The 14,052-nt window shown below is 70.2% G+C and carries 12 protein-coding genes and 1 other RNA gene; 8 read left to right on the forward strand and 5 right to left on the reverse strand.

The genetic code is table 11. The annotated features are described in order from the left end of the window. Positions 1 to 42: 42 nt before the first annotated feature. Together ABD912_RS20590 and rnpB are read right to left on the reverse strand one after the other, a co-directional pair. On the reverse strand, positions 43 to 1,509 hold the full coding sequence (locus tag ABD912_RS20590) for a glyceraldehyde-3-phosphate dehydrogenase (protein WP_345153872.1): 1,467 nt from the start codon (positions 1,507 to 1,509) through the stop codon (positions 43 to 45). Between the two features lie 190 nt (positions 1,510 to 1,699). After that, positions 1,700 to 2,073, reverse strand: an RNA gene (gene rnpB, locus ABD912_RS20595) — RNase P RNA component class A. A 247-nt stretch (positions 2,074 to 2,320) separates the two neighbouring features. Between rnpB and ABD912_RS20600 the strand changes: the two genes are divergently transcribed. The 3 genes from ABD912_RS20600 (at position 2,321) to ABD912_RS20610 (ending at position 6,293) form a co-directional block, all read left to right on the forward strand. Next, positions 2,321 to 3,085, forward strand: coding sequence for a YaaA family protein (locus ABD912_RS20600; protein ID WP_345153874.1), 765 nt, complete (start codon positions 2,321 to 2,323; stop codon positions 3,083 to 3,085). A gap of 26 nt (positions 3,086 to 3,111) precedes the next feature. Beyond that, positions 3,112 to 5,004, forward strand: a complete 1,893-nt coding sequence (locus ABD912_RS20605) for an accessory Sec system protein Asp2 (protein ID WP_345153876.1) — start codon at positions 3,112 to 3,114, stop codon at positions 5,002 to 5,004. A gap of 152 nt (positions 5,005 to 5,156) precedes the next feature. After that, positions 5,157 to 6,293 carry a hypothetical protein gene (locus ABD912_RS20610; RefSeq protein ID WP_345153878.1) on the forward strand — a complete coding sequence of 379 codons (1,137 nt, stop codon included), beginning with the start codon at positions 5,157 to 5,159 and terminating at the stop codon, positions 6,291 to 6,293. Between the two features lie 21 nt (positions 6,294 to 6,314). Here the strand turns inward: ABD912_RS20610 and ABD912_RS20615 are convergent, their stop codons facing one another. Further along, entirely contained in the window at positions 6,315 to 7,055 is a 741-nt protein-coding gene (locus ABD912_RS20615; protein ID WP_345153880.1) for a zinc ribbon domain-containing protein, read from the reverse strand. Between the two features lie 86 nt (positions 7,056 to 7,141). Further along, the gene (locus ABD912_RS20620) at positions 7,142 to 8,152 is read right to left on the reverse strand and encodes a Nif3-like dinuclear metal center hexameric protein (RefSeq protein ID WP_425548117.1); all 1,011 of its coding nucleotides are present in this window, start codon (positions 8,150 to 8,152) and stop codon (positions 7,142 to 7,144) included. Positions 8,153 to 8,399: 247 nt separating this feature from the next. Between ABD912_RS20620 and msrA the strand changes: the two genes are divergently transcribed. The 3 genes from msrA (at position 8,400) to epsC (ending at position 10,658) form a co-directional block, all read left to right on the forward strand. Then, the gene (msrA, locus tag ABD912_RS20625) at positions 8,400 to 8,969 is read left to right on the forward strand and encodes a peptide-methionine (S)-S-oxide reductase MsrA (RefSeq protein ID WP_345153886.1); all 570 of its coding nucleotides are present in this window, start codon (positions 8,400 to 8,402) and stop codon (positions 8,967 to 8,969) included. A 98-nt stretch (positions 8,970 to 9,067) separates the two neighbouring features. Next, positions 9,068 to 10,003 carry a cysteine synthase A gene (cysK, locus tag ABD912_RS20630; protein ID WP_345153888.1) on the forward strand — a complete coding sequence of 312 codons (936 nt, stop codon included), beginning with the start codon at positions 9,068 to 9,070 and terminating at the stop codon, positions 10,001 to 10,003. A 70-nt stretch (positions 10,004 to 10,073) separates the two neighbouring features. After that, positions 10,074 to 10,658 carry a serine O-acetyltransferase EpsC gene (gene epsC / locus ABD912_RS20635; protein ID WP_345153890.1) on the forward strand — a complete coding sequence of 195 codons (585 nt, stop codon included), beginning with the start codon at positions 10,074 to 10,076 and terminating at the stop codon, positions 10,656 to 10,658. Between the two features lie 227 nt (positions 10,659 to 10,885). Here epsC and gndA read toward each other — a convergent pair whose 3' ends face one another. Continuing rightward, positions 10,886 to 12,322 (reverse strand): NADP-dependent phosphogluconate dehydrogenase, encoded by a 1,437-nt coding sequence (gene gndA, locus ABD912_RS20640; RefSeq protein ID WP_345153892.1) that lies wholly within the window; start codon positions 12,320 to 12,322, stop codon positions 10,886 to 10,888. 235 nt (positions 12,323 to 12,557) lie between these two features. On the opposite strand from gndA, the gene ABD912_RS20645 reads away from it, so the two are divergent. Next, positions 12,558 to 13,031, forward strand: coding sequence for a hypothetical protein (locus ABD912_RS20645; RefSeq protein ID WP_345153894.1), 474 nt, complete (start codon positions 12,558 to 12,560; stop codon positions 13,029 to 13,031). A 181-nt stretch (positions 13,032 to 13,212) separates the two neighbouring features. Continuing rightward, positions 13,213 to 13,884, forward strand: a complete 672-nt coding sequence (locus ABD912_RS20650; RefSeq protein ID WP_345153896.1) for a hypothetical protein — start codon at positions 13,213 to 13,215, stop codon at positions 13,882 to 13,884. The last annotated feature ends 168 nt before the right edge of the window (positions 13,885 to 14,052 follow it).

The raw sequence follows: 14,052 nt of genomic DNA on the forward strand, positions 1-14,052 counted from the left end.
GCGGGGGAAGGTGCGGCCCCGCCGTCGTGCTGGAAGAATGCCTTAGGCGTTCGCGGTGGCCTCTTCGACCGCCTCGACGGCCGGGAAGGCCTTCGGGTGGGTGCCGGCCATGGTCTCGATGACGCGGACCACCTGGCAGGAGTAGCCGAACTCGTTGTCGTACCAGACGTAGACGACGGCGTTCTTGCCGTTGGCGATGGTCGCCAGGCCGTCGACGATGCCCGCGCGGCGGGAACCAACGAAGTCCGTGGAGACGACCTCCGGGGAGGCGATGTAGTCGATCTGCTTGTGCAGGTCCGACGTCAGGGACGCCTCGCGCAGGTACTCGTTGATCTCGTCCTTGGTGGCCTCCGTGGAGAGGTTCAGGTTCAGGATGGCCATGGAGACGTCCGGGGTGGGGACGCGGATGGCGTTGCCCGTGAGCTTGCCGGCGAACTCCGGCAGGGCCTTGGACACGGCCTTGGCCGCGCCGGTCTCGGTGATGACCATGTTCAGCACGGCGGAACGGCCGCGGCGGTCGCCCTTGTGGAAGTTGTCGATCAGGTTCTGGTCGTTGGTGAACGAGTGGACCGTCTCGACGTGGCCGTGCTCGACGCCGAACTTGTCGTTCAGGGCCTTCAGCACCGGGGTGATGGCGTTGGTGGTGCAGGACGCGGCGGAGACGATCGCGTCCTCGGCCGTGATGTCCTTGTCGTTGACGCCGTGGACGATGTTCTTCAGGTCGCCCTTGCCCGGCGCGGTCAGCAGGACGCGGGAAACGCCCTTGGCCTGCAGGTGCTGGGACAGGCCCTCGCGGTCGCGCCAGCGGCCGGTGTTGTCCACGACGATCGCGTTGTCGATGCCGTAGCCGGTGTAGTCGATGGTGGCCGGGTCGTTCGAGTAGATGACCTGGATCAGGGTGCCGTTGGCGAGGATGGTGTTGTTCTCCTCGTCGACCGTGATGGTGCCCTCGAACGGCCCGTGCACGGAGTCGCGGCGCAGCAGCGAGGCGCGCTTGATCAGGTCGTTCTCGGCGCCCTTGCGGACGACGATGGCGCGCAGGCGCAGGCCGTAGCCGCCGCGCTCGATGAGGATGCGGGCCAACAGGCGGCCGATGCGGCCGAAGCCGTAAAGCACGACGTCGGTCGGCTCGGCGTCGGTGGCGCCGGCGGCGCCGACCTTGTCGCCGAACTCGGCGGCCAGGAAGTCCTTCAGGACGCCGGAGCCGGATTCGCGGAACTTCTTGGCCAGGCGGGCCAGGTCCACCGAGACGGAGCCAAGGTTCAGCTCGTCCAGGGCCACGAGGAGCGGGTAGGTCTCCTCCAGCGGCAGTTCGGCCTCGTCGATGCGACGGGCGATGCGGTGGGCCTTGAGGATGTCGATTGCCGACTGGTTGATCAGCTTCCGGCCGTAGATGGAGGTCACCACGTTGTTGTTGCGGTAGAGACGTCCGATCAGCGGAATCATGGCCTCGGCGAGTGCTTCGCGCTCGCTCCATTTCTCAAGAGCGGCGGCAGACTGCTGGGTCACTTAGTATCCTTCCAATTCAGCCGGCCAGATCCTCAGGCCGGTTGGCACCGCGAAAGCACCATTGCTAGAGACGGTTTGTCGGGGTGTCAGGAAAGTTACCCCGGGGCGAAACCCACATTCCATTCTAGAGGGCACTGCCGCCTCTTGGTGATCCCGAACCATGAGGTGCGTCACGAAAGGTGCGATTGGTGGGATGGGCCGGCCTGTACGCCGGGTTTTGTGACCGCGTCCAGTTGCCCGGACGCGGGTGACGGCCATCCATCTAGGACCAGCGTTGCCGCTGGCCTCAAGCGGTCTACCCGGCCGCTGGGGCGAACAGCCCTCGTGGCGCGGCCTGTCTGACCTTGCTCCGGGTGGGGTTTACCTAGCCGGCCCAGTCACCTGGGCCGCTGGTGGTCTCTTACACCGCCGTTTCACCCTTACCTGCCGCATGCGGCCGGCGGTCTGTTTTCTGTGGCACTGTCCTGCGGGTTACCCCGAGTGGGCGTTACCCACCACCCTGTTCTGTGGAGCCCGGACGTTCCTCGGGCCGCCGAAGCGGCACGCGGCCGTCCAGCCGACCCATCCGCGGTCCAGTGTACCCGCCGCGGGACCCGCGCCGAGCGCAGCGAGGCGTGGGAGACGGGGAGACGGGGAGACGGGGAGGCGGGGAGACGGTACCCGCCGCGGGACCCGCCAAAAGACCCGATACACCTTCCGTTCGGAGTCCGGCCAGCGGGGCGTTGGGTCGATTTCGCGTCCTGTTCACCGGCACGCCGGGCGCCGCGGATGCGGCCGGGGAGGAGGCCCAAGCGCCGCTAGGATTTTGGGCGTGCTGATTCTGCTTCCGCCCTCCGAGGGCAAACGTTCCGCGACCGCCGGCGACCCGTTCGAGTACCACGAACTCTCCTTCCCCGATCTGGCCGCGGACCGTTCCCTGGTACTGCGGGCCCTGGCGGAGGCCTCCGCCGGCCCGGACGCCCACGCCGTCCTGGGCGTGGGGGAAACGCTGGCCGCTGAGGTGGTGCGCAACCGCACCCTGCACGCCGAGCCGTCCTCCCCCGCCCACGACGTCTACACCGGGGTCCTCTACGAGGCACTCGGCTACCACGGCCTGAGCCCCGCCCAGCAGCGGGCGGCGGACGCCGCCGTCGTCGTCGTTTCGGCGCTGTGGGGCGCGGTCGGCTTCGCGGACCGGATCCCGGCCTACCGGCTGTCGATGTCGGTGGCGCTGCCGGGGCTGGGCAAGCTGGCCTCGTGGTGGAAGCCGCGGCTGGCCGGCCCGCTCGGCGAGCGCGCGGCCGGGCAGCTGGTGGTCGATTGCCGCTCCAGCACGTATGCGGCCGCCTTTGCCCCGGACCCCGCCCGCACGGTGTCCGTGAACGTTTTCCAGGTCCGCGACGGGGTGCGGAAGGTGGTGTCCCACTTCGCCAAGCACACCCGCGGCGAACTGGCCCGGCACCTGCTGGTGCGCCAGGGCGCGCAGCCGGAGACGCCGGAGGAGCTGCTGGCCGCGGCGCAGGAGAAGTGGACCGCGGAACTGGAGCCGGGAACGGCCCGCAAGGCGCACCGGCTCAACATCGTGCTGGACGGCTAGAGCACCCACCAACCGAGGAGGCGAAAATGCCCGGGCAGGATCTGCAGTACGTCCACGACGGAGTGACGGTCGAATACAAGCGGCGGGCCGGAAAGCTGGACAAGCGCCACCTGATTGTCATGTTCACCGGCCTGAAGCCGATCGACTCCTACGACTTCGACGGCCGCTCCTCCGCGGACAGCCAGGCGCACTGGCTGTGGATGAAGGACAAGTTCGACGGCCACTACGCGTACTACGTGCGCCGGGGCATAGATCCGTCCATCGAGCACGCGGTGATCGGGCTGATCGATGCGGAACTGGAGCGGCTGGGGCTGACCCGCGACCAGTGCACGCTGGCCGGGATCTCCAAGGGCGGGTTCGCGGCGCTGTACTTCGGCATCAAGTACAACTTCCGCAACGTCGTGGCCAGCGCCCCGCAGATCTACCTGGGCACGCACACCCGAACCATCCGGCCCAAGATCTTCGGGCGGCTCAGCGGCAACGGCGGGGACCGCGAGCAGCGGGCGCTGGATGCGCTGATCCCCGACGCCGTGGCAGCGGACGCCGGCACGGACAAGAACATCTACCTGTTCAGTTCCCCGCAGGACCAGTTCCACAAGGTCCAGATCGCCCCGGCCCTGGAGATGTTCGGCAAGTACCCGAACTTCAACTACGTGGAGACGGCCTCCGACCTGGTCCGCGACCACGCCAGCACCATCCGTTACAACCTGCCGCTGGTCCTCTCCGTCCTGTACGCGGTGGCGGACAACATCGCCCCGCGCTTCGGCCGGGTCCGCAACGGAAATCCGCTGGATCCGCAGCTGCGCGAGGAGATCCTGCAGCGGCAGCGGGACTCGGGTGAAGCCGTGGCGGCCCTGTCCTCGGCCCGCCTCACGGGTCCGCTGTTCTTCCCGGCGGGGACCGGCTTCCTGCGCGGACACGCGGTGGACCGCCCGGCCGACCTGGACGCCAGCCTGGTCCTGGCCGGCAACGGCACCCGGCGGGAGTTCGCGCTGGAGACCGCCGGAGACGCGGCCATCACCTTCCGGCACTACCGGGACGCCGCCTGCAACTACCGGAAGGGCGGATTCGTCTCCCCCCGGAAGGGGGGCCTGGACCTGTCGGCCCTGCCCAACGGCACCTACGAGGCCCTGCTGCGGCTCTCCCTTCCCGAGCACGGAGTGCCGGCCACGGGTCCGGCGGTTCCCGGCGGAAACGGGACCTCCGGAGCGCCGGTGGAGGTGCCGCTGCGGTCCGACCTTGCGCTGAACAGCGAGTCCCAGCACGATGGACGGCTCTTCCGCTTCCGTGCCGACGGCGGACGCGCCACGGTGGATGTCCGGTCCGTGGCCGGGGCCGCCCCGAAGGAGGCGGTGTTCCGGCTGCGCAAGAGCTGGGCCCGCGGCCCCTTCGTGCACCTGGACGGAGACTTCGCGGTGCGCGGCGTGCAGATGCCGGAGCGGAACACCGGCACGTACTACCTGGTCCTGCGCGGCAACGGGGAACTGCACGCACGGCCGCTGGTGTGCAGCGGCACCAACGGCCCCGCGGACGGCTTCGGCGACGGCCTCGGCAACTACGCGTGTGCCCGCTTCGGGACCCGGAAGCGCGAAGGGGTGGACGTCTCCGGCCTCCGGCCCGGCCGGTACGAGGTCGCGGTGACCCTCAGCTGCGCCGGCGGCATTTTCACCCTGCCCGCCGGCAAGGTCCTGGTGGTCGGGGCCGACGGCCGCGGGCAGACGACGACGGCGCTGCGCGCCTCCGGCGACCTCCTGGCTCCGGCCTCCCTCGGCCGCCTGCGCGGGGTTTCCATCGGACGCCTGCGGCGGGTCTCCCTGAAGCGCCTCCGGCGGGGCTTGGGACGGAAGGCCAGGCGCCGGCTGGACGGGTTGCGCGGGTTGCACGGGCTGCGAAGTTTGGAGAGGCTGCGCCGGCGCTGAATCCACCCCTTCTGCGCGGGCTCGCTCCGGGAATACAGTGGTCCCGCGGGACCATCCGTCCGGCCCCGCGCGGCACCGTTCCCCTGCGGCGTGCCGGCCCTGATTCGTCATGGGCATGGCACGTGTTCTGCACTTGGGGGTGAGGAGGGACAGTGGCGTCTTCACGGCAGCGGCCCTTGCCGGATCTTCCGCTGCGCCGCCGGGATGCGTTGCGGCTGCTGCTGGCAGCCGCACCCCCGGCCGCAGCCCTGCTGGCGGCCGATTCCCCGGCCACCCTGACCGCCCTCCGGGCCCGGTCCCCGGCCGCCGGCGAGCCACCCGGTCAGAACCCCGCCGGGGAGCGGCCCGCGGTGGGGCAGCCCGCCGTGGACAAGGACGGCCCGGCGGCGTCGAGCACACCCGCCACGATGGCCGGCTGGGGTTCGTCGACAATGGCCGGCATGGCCGCGGAACTGGAGTCCCTGGCTGCCGACCACGGGTGGGCCTACGTGGACGGCGGGGCCGGCGGGCAGACGGCCGAGCAGATCCTGGCCCGGCTGGGGTCGCGGCCTGCCCGCATGGCCTCCGGCCAGGTGCCCGCCCGCGGGCCCGTGGTCCTGTCCACGGGCACCATGAGCTCCCGCTCCCCCGCCGCGTTCGATGCCTGGGGCACCCTGGCCGGGATCCCCGGGCACCTCACCAAGGACGGCGGCAGCCACCTCGGATACACCTTCCTGCGCACGCTGCCCGGCGACGCGCGGGAGATTCCGGACGGGACGCTCTTCATCCCGGCCACCGAGAGGCCGGTCCGCACCGGCATCAACCACCTGAACATCGGCAAGAACAACCTCTCCGGCAGGCACGGCGGCAGCAAGGATCCGTCCCGGATCGTTGCCTGGACCGGCGAGGCCCACGACTGGCTGGCCGAGTCCGGGGCCCGCGTGCTGGTGTGGGGCCATTTCCCCAACACCGGAACCCCCCGGTCCTCCCCCGTCCGCAAGCGCATCCTGCGGGTCAACGCGGAACTGCGGGAGCGGTACGGCCACCGCTACCTGGACCTGCACGGACTCGTGACCGGGGACGAGGTCTGGGAACTGGCCGGGGTGCGTCCCACCGCGGAGGACCGCAGGGAGCAGAAACTGGGCAACAAGCCCCCGGGCCTGTCCAAGGACCGCGCCCACCTGAGCGCGGCCGGACGCCGGGCCGTGCGGCTCGTCGTCGAACGCCGGCTGGCCGACCTGGGTTGGTTCACCGCGGCGCATCCGCCGCTGCGCGCCGCGGCCCTGCCGCAGTGGCCGCCCCTGGGGTAGCCGTCCCTGGAGTATCCGAGCTCAGGAGCCCCACTCCGCGGACCGGACCAGGATGCACCCCGAATCCGGGCAGAAGACCACCGCGTCCTCCGCCGCCGCCTTGATCTCGGCCAGGTCCCCCGGGCTGAGGGCGATCCCGGAGCCCTCGGAGACCCCGTGGAAGAGGCGGGCCGCGCCGATGCCGCGCTGGGCCAGCTTCTTCTCGTAGAGGGCCAGCAGCGTGGGCTCGAACGTGCCTGCCAGGGAGTTGCGCTGGCCAGCGACCTCGGCGCGTTCGGCGTCGATCGCCGCCAGCTCGGCGTCCCGGCCCGCCTCCAGCCGGGCCAGTTGTGCCGCGGTCTCCGTGGCCGCCGCGGTGGCGGCCTCCACCCGGCCGGTGACCTCGTCGAGGGTCTCCATCAGCTCCAGCTCGGCGTCCTCGAGGTCGGCCTTGCGCTTGCCCAGGGTCCCCAGCTCGTGCTGCAGGCCCACCAGGTCCTTGGACGTACCGACGCCTGAGTCCAGGCGCTTCTGGTCCTTGTCGATGCGCGCCTGCACACCCTCGACCTCCTGCTCCTGGGCGGCCAGGTCCTTGCGCACCACGGCGAGTTCGGCCTCCACCGCCGCCTGAGCCGCGGCGGTTTCGGCGTGCGCGGCCTCGGCCGCGGAAACTTCCGGGTCCGCGGCCAGCGCCGTGGCCCGTCGGCCGAGCTTGACGAGCCGCGAATCCAGGGCCTGCAGGTCAAGCAGGCGGTGCTGTTCGCTTTGTGGTGCCTTGGCCATGGTGTCTCCTCCAGAGTCGGATGGGCAGGATCGGATGGGGCAGAGTCGGGCTCGGACGCCGCCTGCGCGCCTGGGGCCTGCGCGGCTCAGGCGCCGGGGGTCAGGACGAAGTCCCAGGGATCCGTGTTGATCCCGCTGACGGCGATCTCGACGGCAAAGTCCTGGTCGCGCAGCACGTTGCCCAGCGCCTCTGCGGCGGCGGGCAACCAGAGCCATTCGCTGGCGAAGTGGGAGATGTCGATCAGGTACGGGCGCCCGTTGACCGCGCCCTCGCGAGCCTCCGACGCCGGGTGGTGGCGCAGGTCGGCGGTAACGTAGACATCCGCCTCGGCGGCCCGGACCTGCGGCAGGAGGCTGTCGCCGGCGCCCCCGCAGACGGCCACCTTGCGCACCAGCCCCTGGCGGTCCCCCGCCACCCGCACCCCGCCGGCGACCGCGGGCAGGGCCCCGAAGACGCGGGCGGCAAACTCGCCGAGGGTCGTCGATTCGGCCAGGTAGCCCACCCGGCCGATGCCTTCCTCGGGCAGGCCGGCCAGGGAGGCGGACAGCGGAACGGCTTCGCCGAGGCCGAAGATGTCCGCCATCACGTCGGACACGCCCCCGACGGCGGCGTCCCCGTTGGTGTGCACGGTGACCAGGGCACAGTTGGATTCGATGAGGTGGTGGATCGCCTCGCCCTTGAACGTTCCGGCGGCGACGCTGTTCACCGGGCGCAGCAGCAGCGGGTGGTGGGTGATCAGCAGGTCGGTGCCCCGGGCGACCGCGTCGGCGATGACCTCAAGGGTGGGGTCCACGGCGAAGACGATGCGCTTGACCTCGCGCTCCGGGCGTCCCACCACCGGCCCCACCGCGTCCCAATCCTCGGCAAGCGAGGCGGGCCAGAGTTCCTCGATGGCCAGCAGAACCTCCCCCAGCGTCGGATGGGCCGCCGGCGCTGGCTCCTCCGCGGCCCCGGCCGCCTCGGCGTCGGGGGTTTCGACGTCGGGGGCTTCGGCGTCGGGGGCTTCGGCCTGCGTGCCTTCGGAATCCGTCGCGCCGCTGTCCGCGGCGTCAAGGTCCGAAGCACTGGGAACGGCGCCACCGGCGGCGGTGCCGATATCCGCGCTGTCGGTGCCTGTGCCTTCCAGGTCCGCGCGCTCCCTGTCCGCGCTGTCCATGTTCACGGTGCTGACGGCCCGCTCCTCGGGGCCCCCGGCGGCCGGGGCCTTTGTCCCGGCGTGCTCTGCGTCGTTCTGCATGCCTCTACCGTAGTGGGCGCCGCCGCCGCGGCGGGAACACCGCGGTCCAAGTTGACGCGGGTCGCCGCGCGGGAATCTTTCGGCGTTCCGGCGCCTTTAACCCTTCGTGACCGAAACAACCGGGGCACCGGCCCCCTCAGCGCCCGTCCCTCCGCAGACATTCATCCTTGCCGGAGGCTGTTTTTGGTGCCTCGACGCGGTGTACCGCAAGACGCGGGGGGTCAGTTCCGTCGTCTCCGGATACATCGGCGGACACACGGCCAATCCGGCCTATCGTGAAGTGTGCAGCGGCACCACCGGCCATGCCGAAGCGGTGGCGGTAACCTTCGACCCGGCCACGGTTCCGGCCGACGTCATACTTGACATCTTCTTCGCGACCCACGATCCCACCACGCCCAACCGGCAGGGGTACGACGTCGGCACGCAGTACCGTTCCGCCATGTTCTACCTGGACCCGGGGCAGGAGGCGCTTTTCCGCGCCTCGATCGCGCGCCACCAGGCGGACTGGACCAATCCGATCGTCACCGAGGTGGTCCGCGCCCCGCGTTTCCACGCCGCCGAGGATTACCACCAGGACTACTACGCGAAGCACCCGTGGGAGGGGTACTGCCAAGTCATAATCAATCCCAAGCTGTCCAAGGCCCGGAAATATTACTCTCAGTGGCTGGAACCGTAAGCTTCCGGATGCCGCATGACTAGGCTGGGGACCAACTGTGTCAGCCCTGGCTGAACCGCAGCAATCCGTTCCGTAGCAACCTGGAGGCCTTACCGCGCATGGGCAAGATCTACAACAATGTCACCGAACTCGTCGGCCGCACCCCGCTGGTACGCCTGAACCGCCTCTCCGAGGGCCTGCCGGCCCGGGTTGCCGTGAAGCTGGAGTTCTACAACCCGGCCAACTCCGTCAAGGACCGCATCGGCGTGGCCATCATCGATGCGGCGGAGAAGTCCGGCGCCCTGAAGCCGGGCGGCACCATCGTCGAGGGCACCTCCGGCAACACCGGCATCGCGCTGGCCATGGTGGGCGCTGCCCGCGGCTACAAGGTCATCCTGACCATGCCGGAGACCATGTCCACCGAGCGCCGGGTCATGCTGCGCGCCTACGGTGCGGAGATCGTGCTGACCCCGGGCTCCGAGGGCATGCGCGGGGCCGTGGAGAAGGCCAAGGAGATCGTGGCCACCACGGAGAACTCCATCTGGGCCCAGCAGTTCGCCAACACGGCCAACCCGGCGATCCACCGCGAGACCACCGGACGCGAGGTCTGGGAGGACACCGACGGCGAGGTCGACATCTTCGTCGCCGGCGTCGGCACCGGCGGCACCATCACCGGCGCCGGCCGCCTGCTCAAGGAGCTCAAGCCGGGCCTGCAGGTCGTGGCCGTGGAGCCGAAGGACTCCCCGATCCTCAACGGCGGCAGCCCGGGCCCGCACAAGATCCAGGGCCTGGGCGCGAACTTCGTCCCCGAGGTGCTGGACACCGAGGTCTACGACGAGGTCCTGGACGCCTCCATCGAGGACTCGGTGACCACCGCCCGCGCACTGGGCACCGAGGAGGGCATCCTGGGCGGCATCTCCTCCGGGGCTGCCGTGTGGGGAGCCCTGGAGCTGGCCGCCCGCCCGGAGAACGCCGGTAAGCTGATCGTCGCAGTGGTCCCCGACTTCGGGGAACGCTACATCTCCACGCTCCTCTACGACGACATCCGCGGCTAGTCCCCCGGGCGCAGCCGCGGCCCGGGATCGGGGCGGGGCATCCCGCCGGCAACCAGTAAAGGCATTAGGTGTGAATTTCCTGTCACGACTCATGGAGGACCTCAACGGCGCCCGCGCGCACGATCCGGCGGCCCGCGGCAATGTGGAGAACTTCCTGGCCTACTCCGGGCTGCACGCGATCTGGATGCACCGGCTGACCCACAGGCTGTGGCGGAACCCGCGGCTGCGCCTTCCGGCGCGCCTGATCTCCCAGTTCGCGCGCTTCCTGACGGGCATCGAGATCCACCCCGGGGCGACGATCGGGCGCCGCTTCTTCATCGACCACGGCATGGGCGTCGTGATCGGTGAAACGGCGGAGATCGGCGACGACGTCATGATCTACCACGGCGTCACGCTCGGCGGCCGGTCGCTGGCCAAGGTCAAGCGGCATCCGACGATCGGCGACCGCGTGGTGATCGGTGCCGGAGCCAAGGTCCTGGGACCGATCATCATCGGCGCGGACTCGGCCATCGGCGCCAACGCGGTGGTGGTCAAGGATGCCCCGGAAGGCTCGATCGTCACCGGCATCCCGGCCAGCAACCGCCCGCGCCGGCCCGAGGAGCGCAAGCCGGCCGTCGACCCGGCGGAGTACATCGACCCCGCCATGTGGATCTAGCGGCAGCACGCGCCACCGAGGCGCCCGTCCCTTCCGGGGCGGGCGCCTCGCGCGTTTCCTGGCGACTTCGGGCAGGCCGCGTTCGGCCCGCTTCGTCCGCGGGAAACGACGGCGGGAAACGACGGCGGGAAACGACGGCGGGAAACGACGGCGGGAAACGACGGCGGGCGGCCGCCATCCCCGCGTGGGATGCCGGCCGCCCGCCGTCGTACGGGTGCCCCGTGGCGCTAGTGGGTGTCGACCGCCGCAACCTCGGACTTGTCCCCGCCCCACAGGGTGTGGAAGGTGCCTTCGGCGTCGATGCGGCCGTAGGTGTGCGCGCCGAAGAGGTCGCGCAGGCCCTGGGTCAGGGCGGCCGGCAGGCGGTCCCGGCGCAGGCCGTCGTAGTAGGCCAGCGAGGAGGAGAACACCGGCACGGGGATGCCCAGCTGGACCGCCGTGGCCACCACGCGGCGCCAGGCCGGGAGGGCGGCGGCGATCGCGTCGCGGAAGGCCGGCGCGAAGAGCAGGTTGGCCGGGCGGGCGCCGCCGGCGTAGGCCTTGGTGATGTCCTTGAGCAGTTCGGCGCGGATGATGCAGCCGGCGCGCCACAGCGAGGCGATCTCGTCCAGCTTCAGGTCCCAGCCGTACTCGCCGGCGGCGGAGGTGAGCATGTCCAGGCCCTGGGCGTAGGAGACCAGCTTGGAAGCGTAGAGCGCCTGGCGGACGTCCTCGACGAAGTTCTCCGGAAGCGCGACCTCGGAGACGGCGCCTTCCAGCGCGGTCTGCGCCTCGGCGCGCTGTCCGCGCTGGGAGGACAGCGCCCGGGCGAACACCGACTCGGCGATGCCGGAGACCGGGGAGCCCAGGTCCAGGCCGGAGACCACGGTCCAGCGGCCGGTGCCCTTCTGCCCGGCGGAGTCGACGACGACGTCGATGAACGGCTTGCCGGTCTTGGCGTCCACGTGGCCGAGCACCTCGGCGGTGATCTCGATCAGGAAGGAGGCCAGGTCGCCCTTGTTCCAGTCGGCGAAGATGGCGGCCTGCTCGGCCGGCTCGATGCCCGCGCCCGAGCGCAGCAGGTCGTAGGCCTCGCCGATGACCTGCATGTCCGCGTATTCGATGCCGTTGTGCACCATCTTGACGAAGTGGCCGGCCCCGTCGGTACCGATCCAGGCGCAGCACGGTTCGCCGTCGACCTTGGCGGAGATCTTCTCCAGCATCGGGCCCAGCGCGTCGTAGGACTCCCGCGAGCCGCCCGGCATGATCGAGGGACCCAGCAGCGCCCCCTCCTCGCCGCCGGACACCCCGACACCCACGAAGTGCAGGCCCTTTTCCGCCAGCGCGGCCTCGCGGCGGCGGGTGTCCTCGTAGTGGGAGTTGCCGGCGTCGATGACGATGTCCCCGGCCTCCAGCAGCGGCACCAGCTGCTCGATGACGGCGTCGACCGGCGCACCCGCCTTGACCATGATCAGCACCCGGCGCGGAACCTCCAGGTTCTCCACCAGTTCGGCCAGGGTCTCCGTGCGGATGAAGTCGCCCTCGTCGCCGTGGGCGGCTAGCAGCGCGTCGGTCTTGGCGACCGAGCGGTTGTGCAGGGCGACGGTGTAGCCGTTGCGGGCGAAGTTGCGGGCGAGGTTCGCGCCCATGACGGCCAGGCCGGTGACGCCGATCTGTGCAGGCATGCTGGTCTTTCCTCCGGTTTTCGGTGGGGGTGGGAAATCCCCTCTAGCCTAGCGCGCGGGGCAGGCCCTCTCGCGCTGAGTACGCAGAGGGCCGACGCCGCGCCCCAGGGTGGGAAAGGCTGAGACGTCGGACACAATTTTCGTAACGAAACAATAAAGATTCGGTAAACCGGCGCGCCGGAACTTACCCTTGTATGAAAGGCCCGCGCTAGGATTCCACGCCCATGGAGGAACCATGACCATCCACACCCATCGCCCCCGCGCCACGTCGGGCGCCCACGAGCGCCGCTTCAGCATCACGGGCACGGCCTACCAGTGGTTGGTCTACAACGACCCCGAGACGTCCCGGCAGTTCCGCAACGCGGCGCTGGCCCTCCTCGCGGTGGGCGCGGTGTGCGCCGGGCTCCTGCTTCCCGAGATGCCGCTGATCGCGGAGCGGATCCTGCTTGGAGGCGCCGCCGTGGCCCTGCTCTCGGTGCTGATCTCCGTGGGCACAGCCATGATGAGCGCCTTCACGGCTCGCCCGGACGGGCTGCTGCAGGTGGCTGCGGCCGCCGGCACGGACCTCGAGGGCCTGGCGGTGGCGGTGCGTGCGGCCGAACGCCGCCGCAAGCCGACCGTGCTGCCCAGCGGGTTCCACCTGCGGACCGAACACACCAAGGGCAAGAGCCCCGAGGTCTCGATCGTGATGGCTCGCCCCGCCGCCTAAGGGCCGGGAGAACCCACTCCGGACACAAGGATCCCCGCCGATTTCGGGCCGTTGCGGCCCGTTCGGCGGGGATTTTTGTTGCGCGACGGCCTTGCCCGCAAGCCTTATCGCCGGGACGGTGAAGCTCTACACTGCCTGCAAGGGGCACCGGAAGAATACTCACCGAAGCGAGGACGGGCCAGTGCTTGCAACGAATGACATGGAATGCATCATCCCCTCGAACGACGCCGTCAAGGACACGGTCCTGCACTGCACCTATCCGGGCACCGTCGAGCAGAACTCCGCCATGTGGACCGCCATTGCGGGGATAGCCATTGCCATCATCGCCTTGGGCATCCTGATCGCGGCCCTTGCGGCTTGGCGCCTGTTGCGAAACCGGACGGAAGGCCAGCAGGAGCAGCTCGAACACGATGCCTTCATGCGCTACGTCCAGGAGATGGAACGGGTCTCCTCGTCCGCCGGCACCCCCGATGATTCCTTCGGCGGCACGCGCAGGACCGAACTGAGGTCAAACCTGCGGCTGGCCTGGTACGGATGGGGCCTTCACCTGAAGGGAGCCCACCCGGGCATGTACTCGCTGACGGAACGGCTGGCCGATGCCACGGCCGACCTGGCCGCCGAGTTCGACAGGTGGGAGGGCCAGCCCCTGCCGCCCCATCGGGTGCAGGAATACAACGCGATGTTCGGCCGCTTCAGGGACATCGAAAGCGGCATCACCGTGGCGCTGGCCGACTGGAAACTCGATGCCTCCGCCCGCCAGCCCCAGGAGCAGCGCCTTGAGGGCGCCTGGTCGAGCCTGAACGGGCTCAAGGACGAGCTGGTGCGGTGGGGCGAAACCGCCGCCATCCGGTGACGGACAGGGCCGCCTTGTCGGGGCGTCCGCGGATGCGAAAACCCCGCCGTTCCGGGAGCCTTCCTGGAACGGCGGGGTTTTGCGCTTTGCTCTTCGTTTGGTGGGCCCTACCGGGATCGAACCGATGACATCCACGGTGTAAACGTGGCGCTGTCCCCAGTGTTTACG

Source organism: Arthrobacter ginkgonis (assembly GCF_039540195.1).
GTDB lineage: Bacteria > Actinomycetota > Actinomycetes > Actinomycetales > Micrococcaceae > Zafaria > Zafaria ginkgonis.

Bases quoted from the DNA above. Each gene is read 5' to 3' on its own strand.
- ABD912_RS20605 (WP_345153876.1), top strand. From the start codon at position 3,112: ATGCCCGGGCAGGATCTGCAGTACGTCCACGACGGAGTGACGGTCGAA.
- ABD912_RS20615 (WP_345153880.1), bottom strand. From the start codon at position 7,055: ATGGCCAAGGCACCACAAAGCGAACAGCACCGCCTGCTTGACCTGCAG.
- cysK (WP_345153888.1), top strand. From the start codon at position 9,068: ATGGGCAAGATCTACAACAATGTCACCGAACTCGTCGGCCGCACCCCG.
- gndA (WP_345153892.1), bottom strand. From the start codon at position 12,322: ATGCCTGCACAGATCGGCGTCACCGGCCTGGCCGTCATGGGCGCGAAC.
- ABD912_RS20645 (WP_345153894.1), top strand. From the start codon at position 12,558: ATGACCATCCACACCCATCGCCCCCGCGCCACGTCGGGCGCCCACGAG.